We start from the raw sequence: 23,363 nt of genomic DNA, 5'->3' as shown, positions 1-23,363 counted from the left end.
TCAGCTCCCCAGCTGGCTGTCGAGGAAGGCGAACATGTCGTCGTCGCCGGCCGCCGCCAGCCGGTCGGCGACGGCCTCGCCGGCCGCTTCGGCCGGGTCGAGGCGGGCGAGCAGCCCCCGCAGCCGCGTGACGAGCCGCGCGCGGGCGGCGTCGTCGGTCACGGCCGGCGCGGTGACCTCGACGCGGTCCAGGTCGGCGAAGGCGGCCGGCACCGGGTCCGGGTCACCGGTGAGTTCCCGTTCGAGGTGGCGGGCCAGCGCTTCGGGGGCGGGGTGGTCGAACACGACGGCCGGGGACAGCGGCACGCCGGTCGCCGTGTGCAGCCGGTTGCGCAGCTCGACCGCCGTCAGCGAGTCGAACCCCTGCTCGCGGAACGACCGCGCGGCCTCGACGCCGTCGGGGTCGCCCAGGCCGAGGACGAGCGCGGCCTGCGTCCGGACGAGCTGCAGCAGCGCCGGGAACCGGTCACCGGGCGGGAGCGCACCGAGGCGATCGGCCAGGCCGGCTTCGGCGGGTGCCGGGCGCGGGGCTTTGCGGCGGACGAGCCCGGACAGCAGCGGCGGTGGCTCGTCCCCGGCGTCGACCCGGGCCGGGACGAGGGTCGCTTCGCCGGTGTGCAGCGCGGCGTCGAGCAGGGCGAGGCCGTCGGCGTCGGACAGCGGCCGCAGCCCCTGCCGCGCCAGCCGCGCCCAGTCCACTTCGGACAGTGTGCCCGCCATGCCGCCGGCGTGCTGCCACGGGCCCCAGGCCAGCGAGGCCGCGGGCAGGCCGAGGTGACGCCGGTGTGCGGCGAGCGCGTCGAGGAAGGCGTTGGCCGCGGCGTAGTTGCCCTGCCCCGGGTTGCCCCAGATCCCGGCCACCGAGGAGAAGAGCACGAACTGCTCCAGCGCGAGGTGCCGGGTCAGCTCGTGCAGCAGCCACGCGCCGCCGGCCTTCGGCCGCAGCACCGCCGCGATCCGGTCCGGGGTGAGCGAGCCGACGGCGGCGTCGTCCAGCACGCCCGCGGTGTGCACGACGGCCCGCAGCGGCGCGGTGGCGGGGATCGCGTCGAGGACGGCGGCGAGATCGGCGCGTTCGGCGACGTCACAAGCGGTGACGCGCACGTCGGCGCCCGCGTCCGCGAGCCGCGCGGCCGTTTCCGGCAGGCCGGGCGCGGCGGGACCGCGGCGGGAGAGCAGGAGCAGCCGACGCCCGCGGCGCGCGAGGTGCCGGGCGACGAGCGTGCCGAGAGCGCCGGAGGAGCCGGTGACCAGCACGGTGCCCGGCTCGGGGGCCGCGGGGACGGTGAGCACGACCTTGCCGACGTTGCGGCCCTGGCTCAGGAACCGGAAGGCTTCGGCTGCCTGCCGCACGTCCCAGCAGGACACCGGCAGCGGCCGCAGCGCGCCGGAGGCGAACAGCGGGCTCAGCGCGGCCAGCACCCGGCCTTCGGCGCCGGATTCCAGCAGGTCGAAGGCCTGGTACGAGACGCCGTCCGGGTCGCGGAGATCGGTCTTGCCCATTTCGACGAACCGGCCGCCGGGGGCGAGCAGCCGCAGCGAGGCATCGACGAACTCCCCCGAGAGGGCGTTGAGCACGACGTCGACCCCGCGCCCGCCGGTCGCTTTCCGGAAGGCGTCTTCGAAGTCGAGGGTCCGCGAGGAGGCGACGTGGTCGCACCCGGCGAGGACCGGCCACTTCCGCTGGCCGGCGGTCCCGAGCACCCGCGCGCCGAGGTACCGGGCCACTTGGACGGCGGCCTGTCCCACGCCCCCGGCGGCGGCGTGCACCAGCACGGATTCCCCGGCTCCGAGGCGGCCCAGTTCGACGAGGCCGTAGTGGGCGGTCGCGAACGCGATGGGCGCGGCAGCGGCCTCGGCCCAAGACCACCCGGGTGGTTTCGGGATCACGAGATCGGCATCCGTCACGGCGGTCGGCGAGAAGGCGCCCCGGAAGACGCCCATGACGGCGTCCCCGACGGCGGGTTTCTCGACCCCGGCACCGACCTCGACGACCACACCGGCGGCCTCCAGGCCCAGCGGCCCGGCCGGGCCGGGGTACATGTCGAGGGTGGTGAGCACGTCCCGGAAGTTGACACCTGCCGCCCGCACGGCGACCCGGATCTCGCCGCGCCCGAGCGGCCGGCTGCCCATGGCGGCCAGGGTGAGGGATTCGAGGGTGCCCGGCTTCGTGGAGGCGAGTGCCCACCCCTCGGCCGCGGGGATCGTCAGCCCGGCGGAGGCCCGCACGAGCCGTGGGACGCGCAGTTCCCCGCCCCGCACGGCGAACTCGGGTTCACCGGCGGCCACCCCGGCCGCGAGCAGGTCGGCGGGCGCGGCGGGATCGTCCACATCGGACAGGAGGATCCGCCCGGGGTGTTCGGCGGCGGCGACCCGTAGCAGGCCCCAGGCCGGGGCTGCGGCCGGGCGGACGGGTGCGCCGGGCCCGGCGTCGACGGCGTGTTCGGTGACGACCAGGAGCCGGGAGGTGGCGAGGGAGTCCTCGGCCAGCCATTGGTGGAGGAGGTCCAGGACCGGGGCGGCGCTGGAAGCGGGTTCAGAACAGCGCGCGATGGCCGGCTCCGGACAACGCACCACAGTAACCGGCGGAACCGGTGCCCCCGCCCGCACGGCAGCAGCCAGCGCGGCGACGTCCGGATACCGGGCGAGCCCGCCGGGCACCTCCGCGCCCACCACAGCCCACCCGGCCACATCGGCCGGCGCGGCCTCCACCGGTACCCAACCCAGCCGGAACAGCGCCTCGCGCGTCACCGCCGCCGCCGGGTCGAATGGCCGCAGGACCAGGGAACCCACCGAGGCGATCAGGCCGCCCGTCGCGTCGGCCAACGTCAATGCCCAGCCCTCGCCGTCCGGGACCGCGTGGACCCGGGCCGCCGTCGCGCCCGGCTGGTGGACCGCCACGTCCGACCACGCGAACGGCACCCGTGTCCCCTCCCCCGGCCCCAGGGCCACGATCGCGTGCAGCGCCGCGTCGAACAACGCCGGGTGCACCGCGAACCCCGCCGCGGTGCCTTCCGGGAGTGCCACCTCCGCGAAGATCTCCTCGCCGCGCCGCCAGGCCGCCCGGACTCCGCGGAACGCCGGGCCGTATGCGAGTCCGGCGTCGGCCAGCGCCGGGTAAAAGCCCTCGAGGTCGACCGGGACCGCCCCCGCCGGGGGCCACTGCGGGAAACCGGGGACAGGCGTGGCCGGCGCCAGCCGTCCCGTCGCGTGCCGCGTCCACTCGCCCCCGTCCGCCGGGCGGGCGTATATCGCCAGTTCGCCGTCGCCGACGGTGACCTGAATGTCCGTCTCGCCGCCCAGCACCAGCGGCGTCTCGATCAGCAGCTCGGCGAGGCACGGGCAGCCCGCCGCCTCGCCCGCCCGCACGGCCAGCTCGACCAGCGCCGTCCCGGGCACCACCACCTCCCCGGCCACGACGTGGTCCGCCAGCCACGGCTGCGCACCGCGCGAGAGCCGCCCGGTCAGCAGGAATCCACCGCCCGCCACCTCCAGGGCCGCCCCGAGAAGCGGTCCGGACGAACCGCCGTCGAGCCAGTACCGGCTGTGCTGGAACGCATACGTCGGCAGCGTGACCCTGCGCGCGCCGGTTCCGGCGAAGAACCCGGGCCAGTCGAGCGGCCCGCCGCGGACGTGCACCCCGGCGGCCGCCGCCACCACCGTCTCGGGCTCCGGGCGGCCGCGGCGCAGCACCGGCAGCCAGGCTTCGCCGTCCGCCGGGACCACCATCGGGGTCAGCGCCGCGTCCGGGCCGATCTCGACGAAAGTCCGGACACCCTGGGAACGCAACGAATCCACCATGTCCGCGAACCGCACCGGCTCCCGCACGTGCCGCACCCAGTAGCCCGGATCTGTCACCGGCCCGGCGACCAGCGGCAGCCTCGGCTCCCGATACGTCACCGACGCCGTCACCTCGGCGAACTCCGCCAGCATCGGCTCCATCAACGGCGAATGAAACGCGTGCGACACCGACAACCGCTTCGTCCGCGCACCCGTCTCGGCGAGGCGCGCAGCCGCCGCGAGAACATCACCCTCCACCCCGGACACGACCACCGACCTCGGCCCGTTGACCGCCGCCACCGCCGCACCCGGGAACTCCTCCAGGACCGCGAGCACCTCGTCCTCGTCCGCGGTCACCGCGACCATCGCACCCCCACGCGGCAACGCCTGCATCAGCCGCCCGCGAGCGGCGACGACCCGGCACGCGTCCGGCAGCGACCACACCCCGGCGAGGTAGGCGGCCGCCAGCTCGCCGATCGAGTGCCCGGCCACCAGCTCGGGCACGATGCCCCACGACTCGAGCAGCGCGGCCAGGGCGACCTCGATCGCGAACAGGCCCGGCTGCGCCCACCCGGTTTCGTGGAGCAGATCGCCGTCCATAATGGACTTCAGTGGCCGGTCGAGGTGCCGGTCCAGTTCGGCGCACACCTCGTCGAACGCCGCCGCGAACACCGGATACGCGGCGGCCAGCTCCCGGCCCATGCCCCGCCGCTGCGCGCCCTGGCCGGTGCACACGAACGCGATCCGGCCGGGGTCCGCGGCGGTACCCGTGACGACGCCGGGTGCTTCGCGGCCCTCGGCCACCGCCGCCAAGCCCGCCCGCAGCTGCTCGGCGTCACGCCCGGTGACGACGACGCGGTGGTCGAACGCCGCGCGGGTGGTCGCCAGCGACCAGCCGACGTCCACCGGATTCTGGTCGATGTGCCCGGCCAGCCGCCGGGCCTGCGCGGCCAGCGCCGCCGGGGTCCGCGCCGACACCGGCCAGGCCACGACCGGCAGCGCCCGGGTCGCCGCGGCGGGCTCGGGCGCCGGGGCCTGTTCGAGGATCAGGTGGGCGTTGGTGCCGCTGATGCCGAACGACGACACCGCCGCCCGGCGCGGCCGGTCCCGCTCCGGCCACGGCGTCGCCTCGGTGACCAGCCGGACGTTCCCGGCCGCCCAGTCGACGTGGGACGTCGGCGTCGAGGCGTGCAGGGTCGGCGGGACGACGCCGTGGCGCAGCGCGGCCACCGTCTTGAGGACGCCGGTCACGCCGGCCGCGGCCTGCGTGTGCCCGAGGTTCGACTTCACCGTGCCCAGCAGGACGTCCCCGTAGGTGGCGAGGAGCGCTTCGGCTTCGATCGGGTCGCCCAGCCGGGTACCCGTGCCGTGCGCCTCGACGACGTCCACATCGGACGGCTCCAGGCCGGCGTCGGCCAGCGCGGCCCGGATCGCCTGTGCCTGGGCAAGGCCGTTGGGGGCGGTCAGGCCGTTGGACGCGCCGTCGGAGTTGATCGCGCTGCCGCGGATCACCGCCAGGACGTCGTGCCCGTTCCGCCGCGCGTCGGAAAGCCGCTCCAGCACGACCAGCCCGGCGCCCTCGGCCATGCCCATGCCGTCGGCCGACGCGCCGAAGGCCTTGCAGCGGCCGTCGGAGGCGAGGCCGCCCTGCTCGGTGAACCAGGCGAGCCACTCCGGCGTCGCGTGCAGCGTCACCCCGCCGGCCAGCGCCAGCGCGCACTCGCCCGAGCGCAGCGCCCGGACCGCCAGGTGCAGCGCGACGAGGGACGACGAGCACGCGGTGTCCACCGTCACCGCGGGCCCGCGCAGGCCCAGCGCGTAGGCGATCCGGCCGGACAGCACGCTCGCGGACACGCCGGTCATCAGGTGCCCGGTCCGGTCGGCACCGCCGTAGCCCGAGGCGAACGCGCCCGCGAACACGCCGACGTCCTCGCCGTGCAGGGAGAGCGGGTCGAGCCCGGCGTTTTCCAGTGCTTCCCACGCGATTTCCAGCAGCACGCGCTGCTGGGGGTCCATGGCGACGGCTTCGCGCGGCGAGATCCCGAAGAACGGCGCGTCGAACCCGGCGATGTCACGCAGGAAGCCGCCGCCGCGGCCGGCGAGGGCGCCGAGGTCCCAGCCGCGGTCGGCCGGATAGCCGCCGACCACGTCGGTCCCGGAGGCGACGACGTCCCACAGGTCGTCGACACCGGTCACGTCACCGGGCAGGCGGCAGCCGGCGCCGACGATCGCGATGGCGTCGCCGGCGGCCCGGGCCGTCACCTCGGCGGTGGTACCGCCGCCGAGTTCGGCTTCGAGGTGGGCGGCGAGCGCGGCGGGGGTCGGGTGGGCGAAGACGAGCCCGGTGGGCAGCGCGAGCCCGGTGGCGGCGGCCAGCCGGGTGCGCAGGTCGACCGCGGTCACCGAGTCGAAGCCCAGATCCTTGAAGGTCCGCCCGCTGGGGACCGCCTCGGCACCGCGGTGCCCGAGGATCGCCGCGGCGTGCGCGCGCACCAGTTCCAGCAGATCCCGCGTTCCGCCGGTCGCCAAGCGCCCCAATGTGGCCTTCGGTGCGTTGAACGCACCCAAGGCGGCCTTCGGTGCGTTGAACGCAACCAAGGCCACATTGGGGCGCTCGGGGGGTTCGGGGTCGAGCCAGTGGCGTTCGCGCTGGAAGGCGTACGTCGGCAAGTCGACTTTCCCGGCTCGGGGCAGGACCGCGGCCCAGTCCACCTCGACACCGCGGACATAGGCCTCGGCGAACGAGCGCAGCAGCCGGGACGGGCCGCCGTCGTCGCGGCGCAGGGTTCCGGTGACGACCGCCGCGTCGCTCATCGCGCCGGTGAGCACCGGGTGCGGGGACACCTCGACGAACGTCCGGTGCCCGGACCCGGTCAGGACCCCGGCCGCGCGCGCGAACTCGACCGGCTCGCGCAGGCTCGCGTACCAGTACGCCGGGCCGGCGTCCACCAGGTGTTCCCCGGTCATCGCCGACACCATCGGGATCCGGCCCGGCCGCGGCGAAATCCCGTCGAGGGCGCCGAGGATCTCCTCGCGCAGCTCCTCGACCTGGGCGCTGTGCGACGCGTAGTCGACGGGGATCAGCCGCGTGCGGACGTCCACGGCGTCCGCGAGTTCCCGCAGCGCCGCCGGCTCGCCGGAGACCACAGTGGACTGTGGGCCGTTCACCGCGGCGACCGAAAGCCGGGCGCCCCAGGGGACAATCCACTCCCGGACGACGTCCGCGGCCTGTTCGACCGCGAGCATCCCGCCCCGCCCGGCCAGCTTTGTCAGCACCCGCGACCGGAGGGCCACCACCCGGGCGGCGTCTTCGAGGGACAGGATCCCGGCGACGACCGCCGCGGCGATCTCACCCTGGGAGTGCCCCACCACGGCGTCCGGCGAGACCCCGGCCGCCCGCCACACCTCGGCCAGCGACACCATCACCGCCCACAACGCGGGTTGCACCACGTCCGCGGATTCCGGATCGTCCAGGTTCAGGTCGGTATAAGGCGCGAGCGCCGCGGCGCACTCCGCGAGCCGCGCCGCGAACACCGGGCAGGACGCCGCCAGCTCCCGGCCCATGCCGAGCCACTGGCTGCCCTGCCCCGGGAACACGAAGACCACGGGACCGGGCGCATCGGCTGTTCCGGTGACGACGCCGGCGGCGGGCAGCCCCGCGGCGAGGGCGGCCAGCCCGTCGGCGTGGTCGCCGAGCACGACCGCACGTTCCTCGAACGGCGACCGCGTCGTGGCCAGCGACCACGCCACGTCGGCCGGATCGAGGTCCGTGACGTGTTCGCGCAGCGCGCGGGCCTGGGCTGCCAAGGCCCGCGGTGTCCGGCCGGACACTGGCCAAGCCGCGGGACCGGCGGTGAGAAGCGGAAGGTCGGCGGCAGGGTGTGCGGCCGCGCGGTCCTCCTCGGCCAGCGCGCGAGCCCGGTGCGCGGGCGGGGCGACCGCCGCGGGGGTCTCCTCGACCAGCGCGCGGGCCTGGTGCGCGGGCGCGTCCGAGGACACGGGCGGGGCCACCGCCGCGGGGGCCTCTTCGAGCAGCACGTGCGCGTTCGTCCCCCCGATCCCGAAGCCCGACACCCCCGCGCGACGCGGAATCGCCCCCGGCGGCCACGCCACCGGTTCGGCCAGGGGGCGCACCGCCGCCCAGTCCACGTCCGGGATGGGCTCCGCCAAGCCGGGAATTCGCGGCAACACCCCGTGCCGCAACGCGAGCACGGTCTTGATCACGCCGGTCACGCCCGCGGCCGCCAGGGTGTGGCCGAGGTTGGCCTTCGCCGAACCGAGCCACAGCGGCCGGTCGCGGCCGCGGCCGTAGGTCGCCGCCAGGGCCGCCGCCTCGGTCCGGTCGCCCAGCGGGGTTCCGGTGCCGTGGGCCTCGACCGTGTCCACGTCCGAAAAGGACAGTCCGGCCGCACTGAGCGCCTCCCGGATGACGGCCTGCTGGGCGTCGCCGTCAGGGGCCGTCAGCCCGTCGCTGGCTCCGTCGGAGCCGACCGCCGAGCCCCGGACCACCGCCAGCACGCGGTGGCCCTCGCGGTGGGCCCGGGAAAGCGTTTCCAGCGCCAGCATGCCCGCCCCTTCGGCCCACGCCGTGCCGTCGGCGCCGGCCGAAAACGGCTTGCACCGTCCGTCGGGGGCCAGCGCACCCAGGCCGGCGAACGCGACGAACGCCCCCGGCAGCGCGTGCACCGAGACCCCGCCGGCGATCGCCAGCTCGCACTCGCCGTTGCGCAGGGCCGCCAGCGCCAGGTGCAGCGCCACCAGCGAACTCGACGCCGACGTGTCCACCGTGAGGGCCGGGCCGCGCAGGCCGAGGGTATAGGCGATCCGTCCGGAAAGGACACTTCCGGCCGTTCCGGTGAACAGCCGGCCCGCCTCGCCGCCGGGGGCTTCGTGCAGCCGCGGCCCGTAGTCGCGGGACTCGGCGCCGACGAACACGCCGGTGCGCGATCCGTGCAGCGCCCGCGGCGGGATTCCCGCGCGTTCCAGGACTTCCCAGGCGGTCTCCAGCGCCAGCCGCTGCTGCGGGTCCATCGCCCGGGCGTCCCGGGGCGAAATGCCGAAGAACTCCGCGTCGAACGCGGCCACGTCGTCGAGGAAACCCCCGGGCGGCAGGCCGGCCGGGTCCCAGCCCCGGTCGCCGGGGACCCCGCCGCCGACGTGCCTGCCCTCGGCCAGCACGCGCCACAGGTCCTCGGGCGACGCGATCCCGCCGGGGTAGCGGCAGCTCATGCCGACGATCGCCAGAGGCTCCATTCCCGTGCTCCCATCGATTTTCGTGCTGTGGCCGAGAACCGGTGCCGGACCGGGTGAGTTTCGCAGCGGTCCCCGGGCACCGTAAAGCCGTCCAGGCGTTCAGCTGCGGCCGATCCCCAGCTGAACAGGCGCCGCGAGTTCGGGGGCGACCAGCGTCATGGTCGACGGCGCCGGACGGCGTTCGGGCACCAGGTGCCGGAACTCGACGTCACCGCGGTCCGCGGAAGCCGCTTCGGCCAGACAAGGACACACGTTCTCGGTGAATCCGGCGAACCGGTAGGCGATGTCCATCATCCGATTGCGTTCCGTACGCCGGAAATCGGCCGCCAGGTGCACCCCGGCCCGCGCCGCGGCGTCGACGAGCCAGTTCAGCAACGCCGCCCCGGCCCCGAACGAGACCACCCGGCACGACGTCGCCAGCAGCTTCAGGTGCCACACCGAGCCGTGGTAGCCGAGCAGCAGGACGCCGACCGCGCCGTGCGGGCCGAAGCGGTCGGCCAGTGTCACCGTGAGCACCTCGTGGTCCGGGTCGGCCAGCAACGCGCGCAGGTCGGCGTCGGAGTAGTGCACGCCGGTGGCGTTCATCTGGCTGGTGCGCAGGGTCAGCTCCTCGACCCGCGTCAGGTCTGCCTCGTCCGCGCGCTTGATCTCCATGACCAGCTCCAGCGAACGCAGGAAGTCCTCGTCCGGGCCGGCGAACGACTCCCGCTCGGCGTCGCGGCGGAACCCGGCCTGGTACATCGACCGGCGCCGCGCGGCGTCGACCGTCACCGTCTTCGGGCTGAACTCGGGCAGTCCCACCAGGTCCAGGACCTGCGCGGCGTCGTAGCAGCGGACCTCGGGGTGGTGGTGGGCCACCTCCGCGCGTTCGGCGGGCTGGTCGTCGACGAACGCGATCGTCTTCATGGCGAAGTTGAGCTGCTCGGCGATCGCCGCGACCGACGCCGACTTCGGGCCCCAGCCGATGTGCGGCAGCACGAAGTACTCGGCGATGCCCAGCTCTTCCAGGCGGGCCCAGGCGCGGTCGTGGTCGTTCTTGCTGGCCACCGCCTGCAGGATGCCGCGGGCGTCGAGTTCGGTGACGACCGCGCGGATCTCCTCGGACAGCACCACTTCGCCGTCCTCCAGCAGCGTGCCGCGCCACAGCGTGTTGTCCAGGTCCCAGACCAGGCACTTGACCAGGGTCGGCTCGTCGGACACGGGTTCCCTCCAGATTCAGGCGTTGTCGAGCACGTGCCGCGCCAGCACCAGGCGCGAGATTTCGTTGCTGCCTTCGATGACTTCCATCAGCTTCGCGTCGCGGTAGGCACGCGCGACCACGTGCCCGTCGCCGGCGCCCCAGGACGCGAGGACCTGGACGGCGGTGGCGGCCGCGCGGGCGGCGTGCGTCGCGCCGACCTGCTTGGCCAGCACCGCCGCGACCGCCTGCTCGGGCGAGCCGGCGTCCTGCACCGCACTGGCGTGCCGGCAGACCTGCGTGACGATCTGCTCGGCGGTGTAGAGGTCGGCGAGGTGCCCGGCGACGAGCTGGTGCTCCCCCAGCGGCTTGCCGGACTGCTCACGCTCCCGCGCGTGCGCGGCCGCCGCCCGCAGGCACGCCCGGACGATTCCGGCGCAGCCCCAGGCGATCGACATCCGGCCGTACGACAGCGCGGTGGTGAACAGCAGCGAAAGCGGCTGCCGCCCGCCGCCGAGCACGGCCTCCGTGGGCAGGCGGACGTCGTCGAGCACGACGCGGGCGTGCCCGGCGGCGCGGCAGCCCATCGGCGCGGGCACCGGCTCGACCCGCACGCCCGGCGCGTCGGCGGGCACCACGACGGCGGCCGCGTCGTCGCCGTGGCGGCCGAGGATCAGCAGCAGGTCGGCGTAACGGGACCCGGTGACCCAGCGCTTCTCGCCGGTGACGACCACGCTGTCGCCGTCCGGGCGGACGCGGGTCGTCATGGCGGCCAGGTCGCTGCCCGCGCCGGGCTCGCTGAACCCGACCGCGGCGAGCCGCCCGCCGGTGAGCTCGGCCAGGTACCGCTGCCGCTGCGCGCGGTCGCCGAACCGGCGCACGGCGGTGGCGGCGATCCCCTGTGACGTCATGACGCTGCGCAGCGAGCTGCACAGCGCGCCGGTGTGCGCGGTCAGCTCGCCGTTGCGCAGGCTGCTCGCGCCGAGGCCGCCGAACTTCACCGGCACCTCGGCGCACAGGATGCCCATCGCGCCGAGCTTGCGCAGCAGTTCCACCGGCAGCTCGCCGGCCACGTCCCAGTCGCCGGCGCGGTCGCCGACGAGTTCGTCGAGGAACGTCAGCTCGTCCGGGAGCTCACTCATCCGCGCCGGTGCCTTCCCGCAGCCGCAGCACGAGCGCCGTCATCGCCTCGACGCTGCGGAAGTGGTCGAGGGTCAGCTCCGGGCCGACGATCTCGATGTCGTAGGTGTCCTCCAGGTGCACCACCAGCTGCATGGCGAACATCGAGGAGACCAGGCCCGCCTTGAACAGGTCCTCGTCCGGGCGCACCGGTGTCTTGATCCGCTCGGTGAGGAAGGCCAGCAGCTCGGCCTCGACGGTCTTCGGGTCGGTGATCGGGTTCGCGGTGGTCATTCGGCCGCCTTCCGGTAGTCGTAGAAGCCGCGGCCGGTCTTCCGGCCGTGGTGTCCCGCCCGGACCTTTTCGAGCATCAGGTCGCAGGGCGCGCATTCGGGGTCGCCGGTGCGCTCGTGCAGCACGACGAGCGAGTCGACGAGGTTGTCGATGCCGATCAGGTCGGCGGTGCGCAGCGGGCCGGTCGAGTGCCCGAGGCAGCCTTCGAGGAGGCCGTCGACGACCTCGACTCCGGCAACGCCCTCCTGCACCAGCATCGCCGCGCGGTTGATCAGCGGGTGCAGCAGCCGGTTGATGACGAAGCCGGGGGCGTCGTGCACCACCAGGGACTTCCGGCCGAGCGCCGTGAGCACCGCGGTGACCTTCTCCAGGGTCTCCTCGCTGGTGGCGGCGCTGCGGATGACCTCGACCATCTCGATCAGGTAGGCCGGGTTCATGAAGTGCACGCCGACCAGTTCGGCCGGCCGCGGCACCGAAGCGGCCAGCTCACCGATCGGGATGCACGAGGTGTTCGAGATCAGCAGGGTGCCCGGGCGCACCAGGCCGGAGATCTCGGTGAGCACCTTCGCCTTGGTCTCGGCGACCTCGGTGACCGCCTCGATCACCGTGGTGGCGCCGGCCGCGTCCGGCAACGCGGTGGTGGTCGTCAGCTCGCCGCGCGGCCGCCCGGCGGGCAGCACGCCCATCAGCTGGGCGTGCTTGAGCTTCTGCCGCACGGTCAGGCGTGCGGCGGCGAGGACGTCGTCGTTGACGTCCACCAGGACCACGGGGATGCCGTGGCCGGTGGCCAGCGCCGCGATGTTCGTCCCCATCACCCCGGCGCCGAGCACAGCGAGGGAGTGTTCGGTCGTTTCCGTCATCAGATACCGCCCTGCTGCTCGGCGAGCCACCATTCGACGGCCCGCGCGGTCGTTTCGGCGTGCTCCCGCATCATCGTGAAGTGGTCCCCCGGCACGGTCAGGGTCGTGACCACCCGGGAGAACTCCCACGGGGAGCCCGTTCCGTCCACTGTGGAGCCCGGCACCGGGTCGGCCGCGCGGACCAGGAGGGTCGGCACGTCGAGCCGGGGCAGGCCCCGCCAGTCGAACGCGTAGTAGTGCGCCAGTGCGGTGAGCCAGGCGTCCCCGCCCGGGACGTCGGCGCCGCCGTCGAGCACCGCGCCCGGCAGCGCGGCGAGGACGTCGTCCGGGACACCGGCGGACTCCGGGGTGAAGGTGTCGATCAGCACCACCGCCGCCGGGACGGTCCCCAGATCCGCCAGCCGGGCCGCCAGCGCGTGCGCGACCAGACCGCCCGAAGAGTACCCCGCGAGCGCGAAAGGCGCACCGTTCAACGACTTCCGCACCGTCTTGGCGTACGCGGCGAGCAGCGCGTCCGGCGTCGCGGCCAGTGGCTCGCCCGGCGCGAAGCCGGGCACCGGCAGCGCGGAGACCGGGCGCAGGCCGCGGAACCCGCCGCCGAACCGGGCGAACTCGCGGGCGTCGGCGGTGCCGGCGAACGAGGGGACGCAGACCAGCGCGGGTGAGGCGGGCCCGCGGGACACCGGCACGAGCGGCGGTGTCCGCTCCGGCTCGCCGGTGAACTGCTCCCGGAACCCGGCCAGCCCCCGCACGAGCCGCATCACCTCGGCGGCGCGGCCGTCTGCGGCGGCCCGCCGGTACAGCGTGACAAGAGACTCCGGCTCGGCCTCCACTGTGGACGGTGTGTCCGCCAGCCGGTCCGCCAGGTACGCCGCCAGTGCCGACGGCGTCGGGTGGTCGAACGCGAGCGGCCCGGTGAGCCGCAGCCCGGTGACCAGCGCCAGCCGGTTGCGGAACTCCACCGCGGTCAGCGAATCCATGCCCTGCTCCAGAAAGGCGGTGCCGGGGTCGACCGCCTCGGGAGCGCCGTGGCCGAGCACCGCGGCCGCCTGTTCGCGGACGAGGTCGGTCAGCACCGGCGTCCGGCCGTCCGGGCCGGCCGCGGCCAGCCGTTCGCGCAGGGCCGGGCCCGCGGCCGTGTCGGTCGCCACGCGGGGTGCCGGCGCGAGGCCGTGCAGCACCGCGGGCAGGCGCCCGCCCGCCCGGCTGATCGCCCGCAGGGTCGGCACGTCCAGCGGCACCGGCGCGAGCAGCGGCTCGTCCCGCCCGAGCGCCAGGTCGAGCAGGGCCAGGCCCTGGTCGGTGCCGAGCGCGCCGATCCCGGTGCGGGCCAGGCGGGCCCGGTCGGTGCTTTCGGTCATGCCGCTGGTTTCCGCCCACAGCCCCCAGGTCAGGGACACCGCGGGCAGCCCGGCCGCCCGCCGGTCGGCGGCGAGCGCGTCGAGGAACCCGTTGGCCGCGGCGTAGTTGCCCTGTCCCGGCGCGCCGAGGGTGGCGGCCGCGGAGGAGAACAGGACGAACAGGTCGAGATCCAGGTTCCGGGTGAGCCGGTCGAGGTGCCAGGCGGCGTCCGCCTTCGGCCGCATCACGCGGTCGACGCGGTCCGGGGTGAGCGACCCGATGACGCCGTCGTCCAGCACGCCCGCCGCGTGGACCACCCCGGTTAGGGCGGGCACCCGGTCGAGCAGGGTGGCGAGCCCGGCGGGCTCGGCGGCGTCGCAGGTGGTGACGTCGACGTCGACCCCGCGGCCGGCGAGCCCGGCGGCGAGCCCGGGCACGCCCGCGGCGCCGGGCCCGGAGCGGCTGGTGAGCAGGACACGCTTCGCCCGGCCGGCGTCGGCCAGGTGCCGGGCGACGACGCCGCCGAGCGTCCCGGTGCCGCCGGTGATCAGCACCGTGCCCGGTTTGCCCGGTGCCATGGGGAAAGTGAGCACGACCGGACCGTCGAGCACGGCACGGCGGACATCCCGAACTCGCTGGGTCCCGAGAGCGGCGGCGAAGTCGCCGGTCAGCGGGGTCAGGTCGGCGGCGCGGGCGACGACCTGCGACGCGGCGGGCCCGGCGCCGTGAACCCGGTCGCCCGGGGTGAAGCCGGTGACGTCCGACGCGGCTTCGGTGACGACCCCGGCGAAGCGGTGCCCCAGCGGGCCGGTGCGGGTCAGGTCGTCGCCGTCGAGCGCGGCGGCCCGCACGGCGACGCGGACCTCGCCCGGCTCCAGCGGCCGGCCTGCCTCCGGGCAGGGCACGAGGACGAGGTCGGCTTGCCGCTCCAAGCGGTACGGCAGGCCGCCGTCCGGAATGGACAGTCCGGCTGTCGGGCGCACCAGGCGGCGAGTGAATGCCTGCTCGCCGCGGATCGCCAGTTCCGGCTCGCGCGAGGCCAGGGCCTTCGCCAGGGCCGTCACCTGGGCGGGACCGGCCGTCACCGGCAGGTCGGCCAGGACCAGGCGGTCCGGGTTCTCCGACTGCGCCGAGCGGACCAGGCCCCAGACCGCCGCGCCGGCCAGGTCGGCCACCGGCTCGCCCGCGACCGCCGCGACCGCCGACCGCGTCACCAGGACCAGGCGGGCTGCTTCGCAGTCCTCCGCCGCCAGCCAGTCCTGGACCAGGCCGAGCGTCGACGCCGTCACGCGGCGGGCGGCGTCCGGCACCGGCGAGTCGTCCGCGGACACCGCGGCCACCACGAACGCCGGTGACAGCGCGGCCGCCTCGGCCAGCGTCGCGACCTGGCGCACCGGCACCCCGGCCGCCGTGAACGCGGGAACCAGGTCGTCGCCGAGGACCACCCACGGGCCCGGCGGCAGCGCGCCCGCCCGCACCGGTGTCCAGTCGATGCCGAAGAGCGCGTCGCCGGCGTCGTCGACCGGTGCGACCGCGTCCGCCCGCCGCATCACCACCGCGTCGATGGTGAACACCGGTGCTCCGGTGGCGTCCGCCGCGGTCATCGCCAGGCCGCCGTCGGTGTCGCGGCGTAGCCGCACCCGCACCGTCCGCGCGTGGGCGGCGTGCAGGGCCAGGCCGGTCCAGCCGAACGACAGCCACGTCTCCCCCGCGTCCCAGCCGCCGGTGGCGAACACGCCGGCCTGCTGGGCCGCGTCGAGCAGGGCCGGGTGGACGCCGTACAGGGCGGCGTCGGCGGCGGTGTCCTCGGGCAGCTCGGCTTCGGCGAAGACGTCGGTTCCGCGCTGCCACACGGCTTTCAGGCCCTGGAACGCCGGGCCGAGGGCGTAGCCGCCGTCCGCCGTGGCCGCGTAGAAGCCGCCGATGTCCACCGGGTCGGCGTCCGCCGGGGGCCACTGCGCGAAGTCGCTGTCGGGTGCGGGCAGGTCGCCGGCCGGAGCAAGGACGCCGGACGCGTGCCGGGTCCACGGCAGGTCGTCGCCGGTCCGGGAGTACACCGTCAGCGCGCGCCGCCCGTCCGCGTCCGGTGCCGCGACGACGGCCTGCAGCGCCACCGTGCCCTCGCCGGGCACGGTCAGCGGTGCTTCCAGGGTGAGGTCTTCGACGAGCCCGCAGCCCGCGCGTTCCGCGGCCGCGAAGGCGAGTTCGGCGAAGGCCGCGCCGGGCAGGATCACGGTGCCCCGGATGGCGTGGTCGGCCAGCCAGGGGTGGGTCCTCAGCGACAGCCGTCCGGTGCACACCAGTTCGCCGCCGTCGGCCCGCTCGATCGCCGCGCCGAGCAGCGGGTGCCCGACCGGGCTGAGGCCGAGGTCCTCGGCGCCGCCCGCGGCCGCGCCGCTGGGCCGCGGCCAGTACCGCTTGTGCTGGAAGGCGTACGTCGGCAGCTCGACGCGGCGGCCGCCGCCGAAGACCGCGGGCCAGTCGACCGCCAGGCCGTGCGCGTGGGCCTGGGCCAGCGACGCGAGTACCCGGGCCGCGCCGCCGTCGTCGCGCCGCAGCGTCCCGACGGCGATCGGCAGGCCGCCGAGCACCTCTTCGACGGCGGTCGTCAGCACCGGGTGCGCGGACACCTCGACGAAGGCCCGGTGGCCGGACTCGGCCAGCGCCGTCACGGCGTCGGCGAACCGGACGGTCTCGCGCACGTTGGCGTACCAGTACCCGGCGTCCAGGTCGGTGCCGTCGACCCAGGTGCCGCGCACGGTCGAGAAGAACGGGACGTCGCCCGCGGTGGGTGTGAGGTCCGCCAGCGCCTCGGCCAGCACGCTTTCGACCGGCTCGCACAGCGCCGAGTGCGCGACGAAGTCGGTCTGCGGGATCCGCCAGCGCAGCACCTTCCGCGCCCGTAGCTCGCGCTCGAACTCCGTGAGGGCCGCGGGTTCGCCGGAGACGACGGTCGCCGCCGGGCTGTTGACGGCCGCGACGGACAGCCGGCCCGCCCACGGTGTCAGCAGCGGCCGGACCTCCTCGGCGGGCAGGACGACCGACAGCATCCCGCCTTCGACGTCCAGTTCGCTCAAGGCCCGTGACCGCAGCGCGACGACCCGCGCCGCGTCGTCCAGGGAAAGAACTCCCGCGACGCAGGCCGCGGCGATCTCGCCCTGGCTGTGGCCGGCGACGGCGTCCGGGGTGATCCCGGCGGCCCGCCAGACCTCGGCGAGCGAAACCATGATCGCCCACAGCACCGGCTGCAGGACGTCCGCGGTGGCCAGGTCACCGGCCAAAGCCTCGACCGGATCCCAGTCCACATGGGACCGCAGGGCCGCGGCGCACTCGGCGAACTTCGTCGCGAACACCGGGGATTCTTCGAGGAGCCGCTGTCCCATTCCGGGCCACTGGCTGCCCTGGCCGGGGAAGACGAACACGACCTTGCCGGGGCCGCCCGCGGGGACGGCTCCGACGATCGCCCCGGCGTCCGGCTGCCCGGTGGCGACCGCGGCCAGCCGGGCGGCGAGGTCTTCGCGGTCCGTGCCGACGACGACGGCCCGGTGCGGGAACGTCGTGCGCGTGGTCACCAGCGACCACGCGACGTCGGCCGGGTCGAGGTCCGGACGCGCCAGGGCGAACTCGCGCAGCCGCCCGGCCTGTCCGGCCAGTCCTTCGGGGGTACGCCCGGACACCGGCCACGCGTGCGCGGCGCCGGTCAGCACCGGTGTTCGGGTATCCACAGTGGACGAATCGGCCGGGGGCTCCTCGATGACCACGTGGGCGTTGGTGCCGCTGATGCCGAAGCCGGAGACGGCAGCCCGGCGCGGCCGCTCGCCCGCGGGCCACGGCACCGGGGACGTCAGCAGCTCGACCCGGCCCGCGGCCCAGTCGATGTGCGGGGAGGCCTCCTCGGCGTGCAGGGTCCGCGGGAGCACGCCGTGGTGCATCGCCAGCACCAGCTTCATCAGCCCGGCCGCCCCGGCCGCGGCCTGGGTGTGGCCGAGGTTGGACTTCACCGAGCCGAGCCACACCGGCCGGTCGCGGTCCTGGCCGTAGGTGGCGATCAGCGCGCCCGCTTCGATCGGGTCGCCGAGCACCGTGCCGGTGCCGTGGGCCTCGACCACGTCGACGTCCGATGTGGACAGTCCGGCGTTGGCCAGCGCGGTCCGGATCACGCGCTGCTGCGAAGGGCCGTTCGGAGCGGTGAGGCCGTTCGACGCGCCGTCCTGGTTGACCGCGCTGCCGCGGACCAGGGCCAGCACCGGGTGGCCGAGCCGCCGCGCGTCGGACAGCCGTTCGACGGCCAGCATCGCCGCGCCCTCGCCCATGCCCATGCCGTCCGCGGCGGCGGAGAACGGCTTGCAGCGCCCGTTTTCGGCCAGCGCGAGGGCCGCGCCGAAGCCGAACGCGCCGGGTGTCGGCATCACCGTGACGCCGCCGGCCAGCGCGAGCGTGCACTCCCCCGCGCGCAGTGCCTGGATCGCCAGGTGCAGCGCGACCAGCGAAGACGAGCACGCCGTGTCGACGGTGACGGCCGGGCCTTCCAGGCCGAGGGTGTAGGACACCCGGCCGGACAGCACGCTGCCGCCGTCGCTGGCCGGGGTGTAGCCCTGCATGGAGCTCTGGGCCAGGACGTTGCCGTAGACCTGCAGCCAGCCGCCCGCGAACACGCCGGTCCGGGAGCCCTTCAGCGACGTCGGATCGATCCCGGCGCGTTCCAGTGCCTCCCACGACACTTCCAGCAGGAGCCGTTGCTGCGGGTCCATGGCGAGGGCTTCCCGCGGCGAGATGCCGAAGAAGCCGGGGTCGAACTCGGCGGCGTCGGCGACGAACCCGCCTTCCTGCCCGTAGAGGCCGCGGATGTCCCAGCCGCGGTCGCGCGGGAACGGCGAGATCGCGTCGATGCCCGCGTCGAGGATGTCCCACAGCTGCTCGGGCGCGGACACCCCGCCCGGGAAGCGGCAGCCCATGCCGACGATGGCGATCGGGTCGTCGGTGGCCGCGGCGGCTGCGACAGGCTCCGCCACCGCGGGGGCGGAAGTACCGAACAGCGCGCCCGCGAGGTGCCCGGCGAGGGCGGCGGCCGACGGGTAGTCGAAGACCACGGTGGACGGCAGCCGCACCCCGGCAGCCTCGGTGAGCCGGTTGCGCAACTCCACCGCCGTCACCGAGTCGAAGCCGAGGTCGCGGAACGCGCGGTCGGCCTCGATCGCGTCGCCGCCGGTGTGGCCGAGTACCGCGGCGGCTTCGGCGCGGACGATGTCGGTGAGCGCGGCGAGCCGCTCGGCCGGGGGCAGCGGGGCGAGCCGGTGCGCCAGTTCGCCTTCCGGCGCGGGTTCGGCTTCCGGGACCGCGAGCGCGCTGACCGCGTCGGGCAGCGTCGAGAGCAGCGGGCTCGGGCGGCGCAGGGTGAACGTCGGGGCGAACCGCGTCCAGTCGACGTCGGCGACGGCCAGGAGCCCGTCGCCGTTGTCCAGCGCCTGGGCCAGCGCGCGGATGCCCTTCTCGGGATCCATCACGCGCAGGCCGTAGCGGCGCAGCTGGTCGCCTGCATCCCCTGCCCCCATGCCGCCCCCGCCCCACAGGCCCCAGGCCAGGGAGGTCGCGGCCAGGCCGCGGGCGCGGCGGGACTCGGCGAGCGCGTCGAGGGCGGCGTTGGCCGCGGCGTACCCGGCGAGCAGGCCGCTGCCCCAGGTCGCGGCGCCGGAGGAGAACAGGACGAACGCGTCCAGGTCCGTGGTGAGTTCGTCCAGCCAGCGGGCACCGAGGACCTTGGCCGCGGAGACGTCGGCGAGCTCCTCGACGGTCGTGTCGGTGACGAACGCGGCCCGCGCGACACCGGCGGCGTGCATGACGCACGAAAGCGCCGGGCCGGTGACGGCGATCCGGTCGAGCAGCCCGGCGACCTCGGCGCGTTCGGCGGTGTCGCAGGCGAGGACGTCGACGGCGGTGCCGTGCCCGGCCAGACTGGCGGCCAGTGCCGCGACGCCGTCGGCAGCCGGGCCGGACCGGCTGGTGAGCACGACCCGCGGGGCACCGCGTTCGGCGAGCCACGCGGCGGTCCGGCCGCCGATCAGGCCGGTGCCGCCGGTGATCAGCGCCGTGCCGCGCGGGCGGTAGGTGCGGCCGGGCCGCGGGGGCTTGGCCCGGACCAGGCGGCGGGCCAGGACGCCGGTCGGCCGCAGTGCCACCTGGTCCTCGCCGCACCCGGCGAGCACGGCGGCCAGCCGGGCGGCGGCGCGGTCGTCCCAGGTGGCGGGCAGGTCGACCAGCCCGCCCCAGTGCTCCGGCAGTTCGAGGGCCGCGACCTGGGCCAGGCCCCAGACCTGGGCTTGCGCGACCGAGGGCGCCTCGCCGGGCGTGGCCGCGACGGCGCCGCGGGTCAGCGCCCACAGCGGTGCCTCGATCCCGGCGTCGGCGAGGGCCTGGACGAGTGCGAGGGTGGCCGCGACGCCGGCGGGGACGGCCGGGTGCGCGGGCAGCGGGTCCTCGTCGAGGGCCAGCAACGACACGACGCCGGTGAACTCCCCGTCGGGCAGCGCGGCGGCGGCCGCGGTGACCACCTCCGCGCCGCGGGTCGTCAGGGCCTCGGCCACCGGACGGGTCTCCGCCGGGTCGCCGACCACCAGCCAGGTGCCCGACAGCACGGTGGCGCCGGGCTCGGGCACGGGCGCCCAGGTGATCCGGTAGCGCCAGCCGGTGACTTCGGCGTCCTCGCGGCTGCGGCGGCGCCAGGCGGAGAGGGCGGGCAGGACCGCGGCCACCTCGGTGCCGGGGGCGTCGAGGACGTCGGCGAGCCTGCCGTTGTCCACCGCGGCCCAGAACTCCGCGTCGTCGCCGGTCCGCGGGGCCGGGGCCGGTTCGGCGGGCCGCGGCCAGAAGCGGCGGTGGCGGAAGGCGTAGGTCGGCAGCGGTACCGTGCGTCCACTGAGGACGGTGCGCCAGTCGACGGCGACGCCGCGGGCCCAGGCCTCGGCGAAGGACGTCAGCAGCCGCTCGGCGCCGCCGTCGTCACGCCGGAGCGTGCCGGTGACGACCGCGTCGCCGACGGTGTCGGTGATGGCCCCGGTCAGCACGGCATGAGGTGACGTTTCGAGGAAGACGCCGTGGCCGCTCTCGCCCAGGACGCGGACGGCGCGTTCGAACTCGACGGTTTCGCGCAGGCTCGCGTACCAGTAGGCCGGGTCCAGCTCGGGGCCGGTGAGCCATTCGCCGGTCATCGCCGACACCATCGGGATCTCCGCCCCGCGCGGGGAGATCCCGTCGAGAACGCGCAGGATCTCCTCGCGCAGCTCGTCGACCTGGGCCGAGTGGGACGCGTAGTCCACCGGGATCATCCGCGTCCGGACATCGGCGCTCTCGGCCAGCTCCCGCAACGCCTCCGGTTCGCCGGAGACCACAGTGGACTGCGGGCCGTTCACCGCGGCGACCGACAACCGGTCACCCCACGGCTTGATCCGCTCCCGGACCGCAGCCGCCGGTTCGGCGATCGACAGCATCCCACCGTGACCCGCCAACGCCGTCAGTACCTTGCTGCGCAACGCAACGACCCGAGCACCATCCTCAAGGGACAGTGCACCCGACACCACCGCCGCCGCGATCTCACCCTGCGAATGCCCCACCACCGCGTCCGGCACGACCCCGGCCGCCCGCCACACCTCGGCCAGCGACACCATCACCGCCCACAACGCGGGCTGCACCACATCAGCAGCCTCGGAACCACCGTCGAGATCGAGGTCCACATAGGGCGATAGGGTCTCCGCGCACTCGGCCAGCCGGGCCGCGAACACCGGTGACGCCTCCGCCAGCTCGCGCCCCATGCCGGCCCACTGGCTGCCCTGGCCGGGGAAGACGAACACCGTGCGCCCGGCCCCGGCGGCGGGCACCGCGCCGGTCACGACGCCGGCCGCGGGCTGCCCGGTCGCGACGGCGGCCAGCGCGGCCGCCCGGTCTTCGCCGCCCACGACGACGGCACGCCGGTCGAAGGCCGTCCGGGTGGTGGCCAGCGACCAGGCGATGTCCGCCGGGGCCCAGTTCCCGTCGAGGACGTGTTCGCGCAGCCGGCCCGCCTGCGCCGCCAGCCCGTCGGCGCCGTGCCCGGACACCGGCCACGGCGTCGCGGGCCCGGTGAGGACGGTCGGCTGCCCGGGCGACCCGGCGTCCGCGGTGGGCGCTTCTTCGACGATCACGTGGGCGTTGGTGCCGCTGATCCCGAAGGCCGACACGGCGCCGCGGCGCGGCCGGTCGCCCGCCGGCCACGGCACGGCTTCCTGCAGCAGGCGGACGTTCCCGGCCGCCCAGTCCACGTGCGGCGACGGCTCGCCGGCGTGCAGGGTCGCGGGCAGGACGCCGTGCCGTAGCGCCTGCACCACCTTGATGACCCCGGCGATGCCGGCGGCCTGCTGGGCGTGCCCGATGTTGGACTTCACCGAGCCGAGCCACAGCGGCCGGTCGTCGGCGCGTCCCTGGCCGTACGTGGCCAGCAGGGCCTGCGCCTCGATCGGGTCGCCCAGTTCGGTGCCGGTTCCGTGCGCTTCGACGACGTCGACGTCCGAAGCGGACAGTTTCGCGCTGGTGAGCGCCGCCCGGATCACCCGCTGCTGCGAGGGCCCGTTCGGCGCGGTGAGGCCGTTGGACGCACCATCCTGGTTGACCGCCCCGCCGGTGAGCACGGCGAGGACCTCGTGGCCGTGGCGGCGCGCGTCCGAAAGCCGTTCCAGCAGTACGAGCCCGGCGCCCTCGGCGATGCCCATGCCGTCGGCGCCGGCACCGAACGCCTTGCAGCGGCCGTCGGCGGCGAGCACCCGCTGCTTGGAGAACCCGACGAACTCGGCCGGGTCGGCGATCACGGTCACGCCGCCGGCGAGGGCGAGCGAGCACTCCTCGGCCCGCAGGGCCTGGCAGGCCAGGTGCAGCGCGACCAGCGACGACGAGCACGCCGTGTCCACCGTGACCGCCGGGCCCTCCAGCCCGAGGGTGTAGGAGACCCGGCCGGAGATCACGCTCGTCACGTTGCCGGTGATCAGGTGGCCCTCGGAGCCTTCCAGCGCGGCACCCGCGCCGAGGTAGCCCGACGGCGCCGCGCCCGCGAAGACCCCGGTCGCCGAGCCGCGCAGCGACGCCGGGTCGATGCCCGCGTTCTCCACGGCCTCCCAGGCGACTTCCAGCAGCAGCCGCTGCTGCGGGTCCATGGCCAGGGCCTCGCGCGGGCTGATGCCGAAGAACCCGGCGTCGAAGTCGGCGGCACCGTGGAGGAACCCGCCCTGGGCGACGTAGGTGGTGCCGTCGCCGTCGGAGTCCGGGTCGTACAGCGCGTCGACGTCCCAGCCGCGGTCGGCCGGGAACGGCGAAACCGCGTCGCCACCCGAGGCCAGCAGCTGCCAGAGGCCTTCGGGGTCGCGGACGCCGCCGGGGAACCGGCAGCCCATCCCGACGACGGCGATCGGCTCGCGCTCGGTCGCCTCGCGCAGCCGCGCCCGCGCCTGGCGCAGCTTCGCGGTGACCTGCTTGAGGTACTCGAGGAGCTTCTCCTCGTTCTCCATGGTGTCACTTCC

4 protein-coding genes and 2 pseudogenes are annotated in these 23,363 nt (G+C 75.5%); all 6 read right to left on the bottom strand.

Annotation, left to right across the window (positions count from 1 at the left end; all coding sequences use genetic code 11):
- A pseudogene (locus tag I4Q55_RS34115) lies at positions 1 to 9,030 on the bottom strand (type I polyketide synthase); the annotation flags it as partial.
- A 102-nt stretch (positions 9,031 to 9,132) separates the two neighbouring features.
- Positions 9,133 to 10,233: an HAD family hydrolase gene (locus I4Q55_RS34110; protein WP_206793903.1), complete on the bottom strand. Its 1,101-nt coding sequence runs from the start codon at positions 10,231 to 10,233 to the stop codon at positions 9,133 to 9,135.
- A gap of 15 nt (positions 10,234 to 10,248) precedes the next feature.
- Entirely contained in the window at positions 10,249 to 11,352 is a 1,104-nt protein-coding gene (locus tag I4Q55_RS34105; protein WP_206793901.1) for an acyl-CoA dehydrogenase family protein, read from the bottom strand.
- Entirely contained in the window at positions 11,345 to 11,623 is a 279-nt protein-coding gene (locus I4Q55_RS34100) for a phosphopantetheine-binding protein (RefSeq protein WP_206793899.1), read from the bottom strand. The genes I4Q55_RS34105 and I4Q55_RS34100 overlap by 8 nt, the downstream gene beginning before the upstream one ends.
- On the bottom strand, positions 11,620 to 12,483 hold the full coding sequence (locus tag I4Q55_RS34095; RefSeq protein WP_206793897.1) for a 3-hydroxyacyl-CoA dehydrogenase family protein: 864 nt from the start codon (positions 12,481 to 12,483) through the stop codon (positions 11,620 to 11,622). The genes I4Q55_RS34100 and I4Q55_RS34095 overlap by 4 nt, the downstream gene beginning before the upstream one ends.
- Positions 12,483 to 23,339, bottom strand: a pseudogene (locus tag I4Q55_RS34090) (type I polyketide synthase); the annotation flags it as partial. The pseudogene I4Q55_RS34090 and the gene I4Q55_RS34095, both read right to left, overlap by 1 nt.
- Between the last annotated feature and the right edge of the window lie 24 nt (positions 23,340 to 23,363).

The sequence above is a fragment of the Amycolatopsis sp. MtRt-6 genome, from assembly GCF_017308975.1.
Taxonomy (GTDB): Bacteria; Actinomycetota; Actinomycetes; order Mycobacteriales; family Pseudonocardiaceae; genus Amycolatopsis.
The sequence above is the reverse complement of the archived record's forward strand: the minus strand, read 5'-3'. Positions and strand labels throughout refer to the sequence as shown.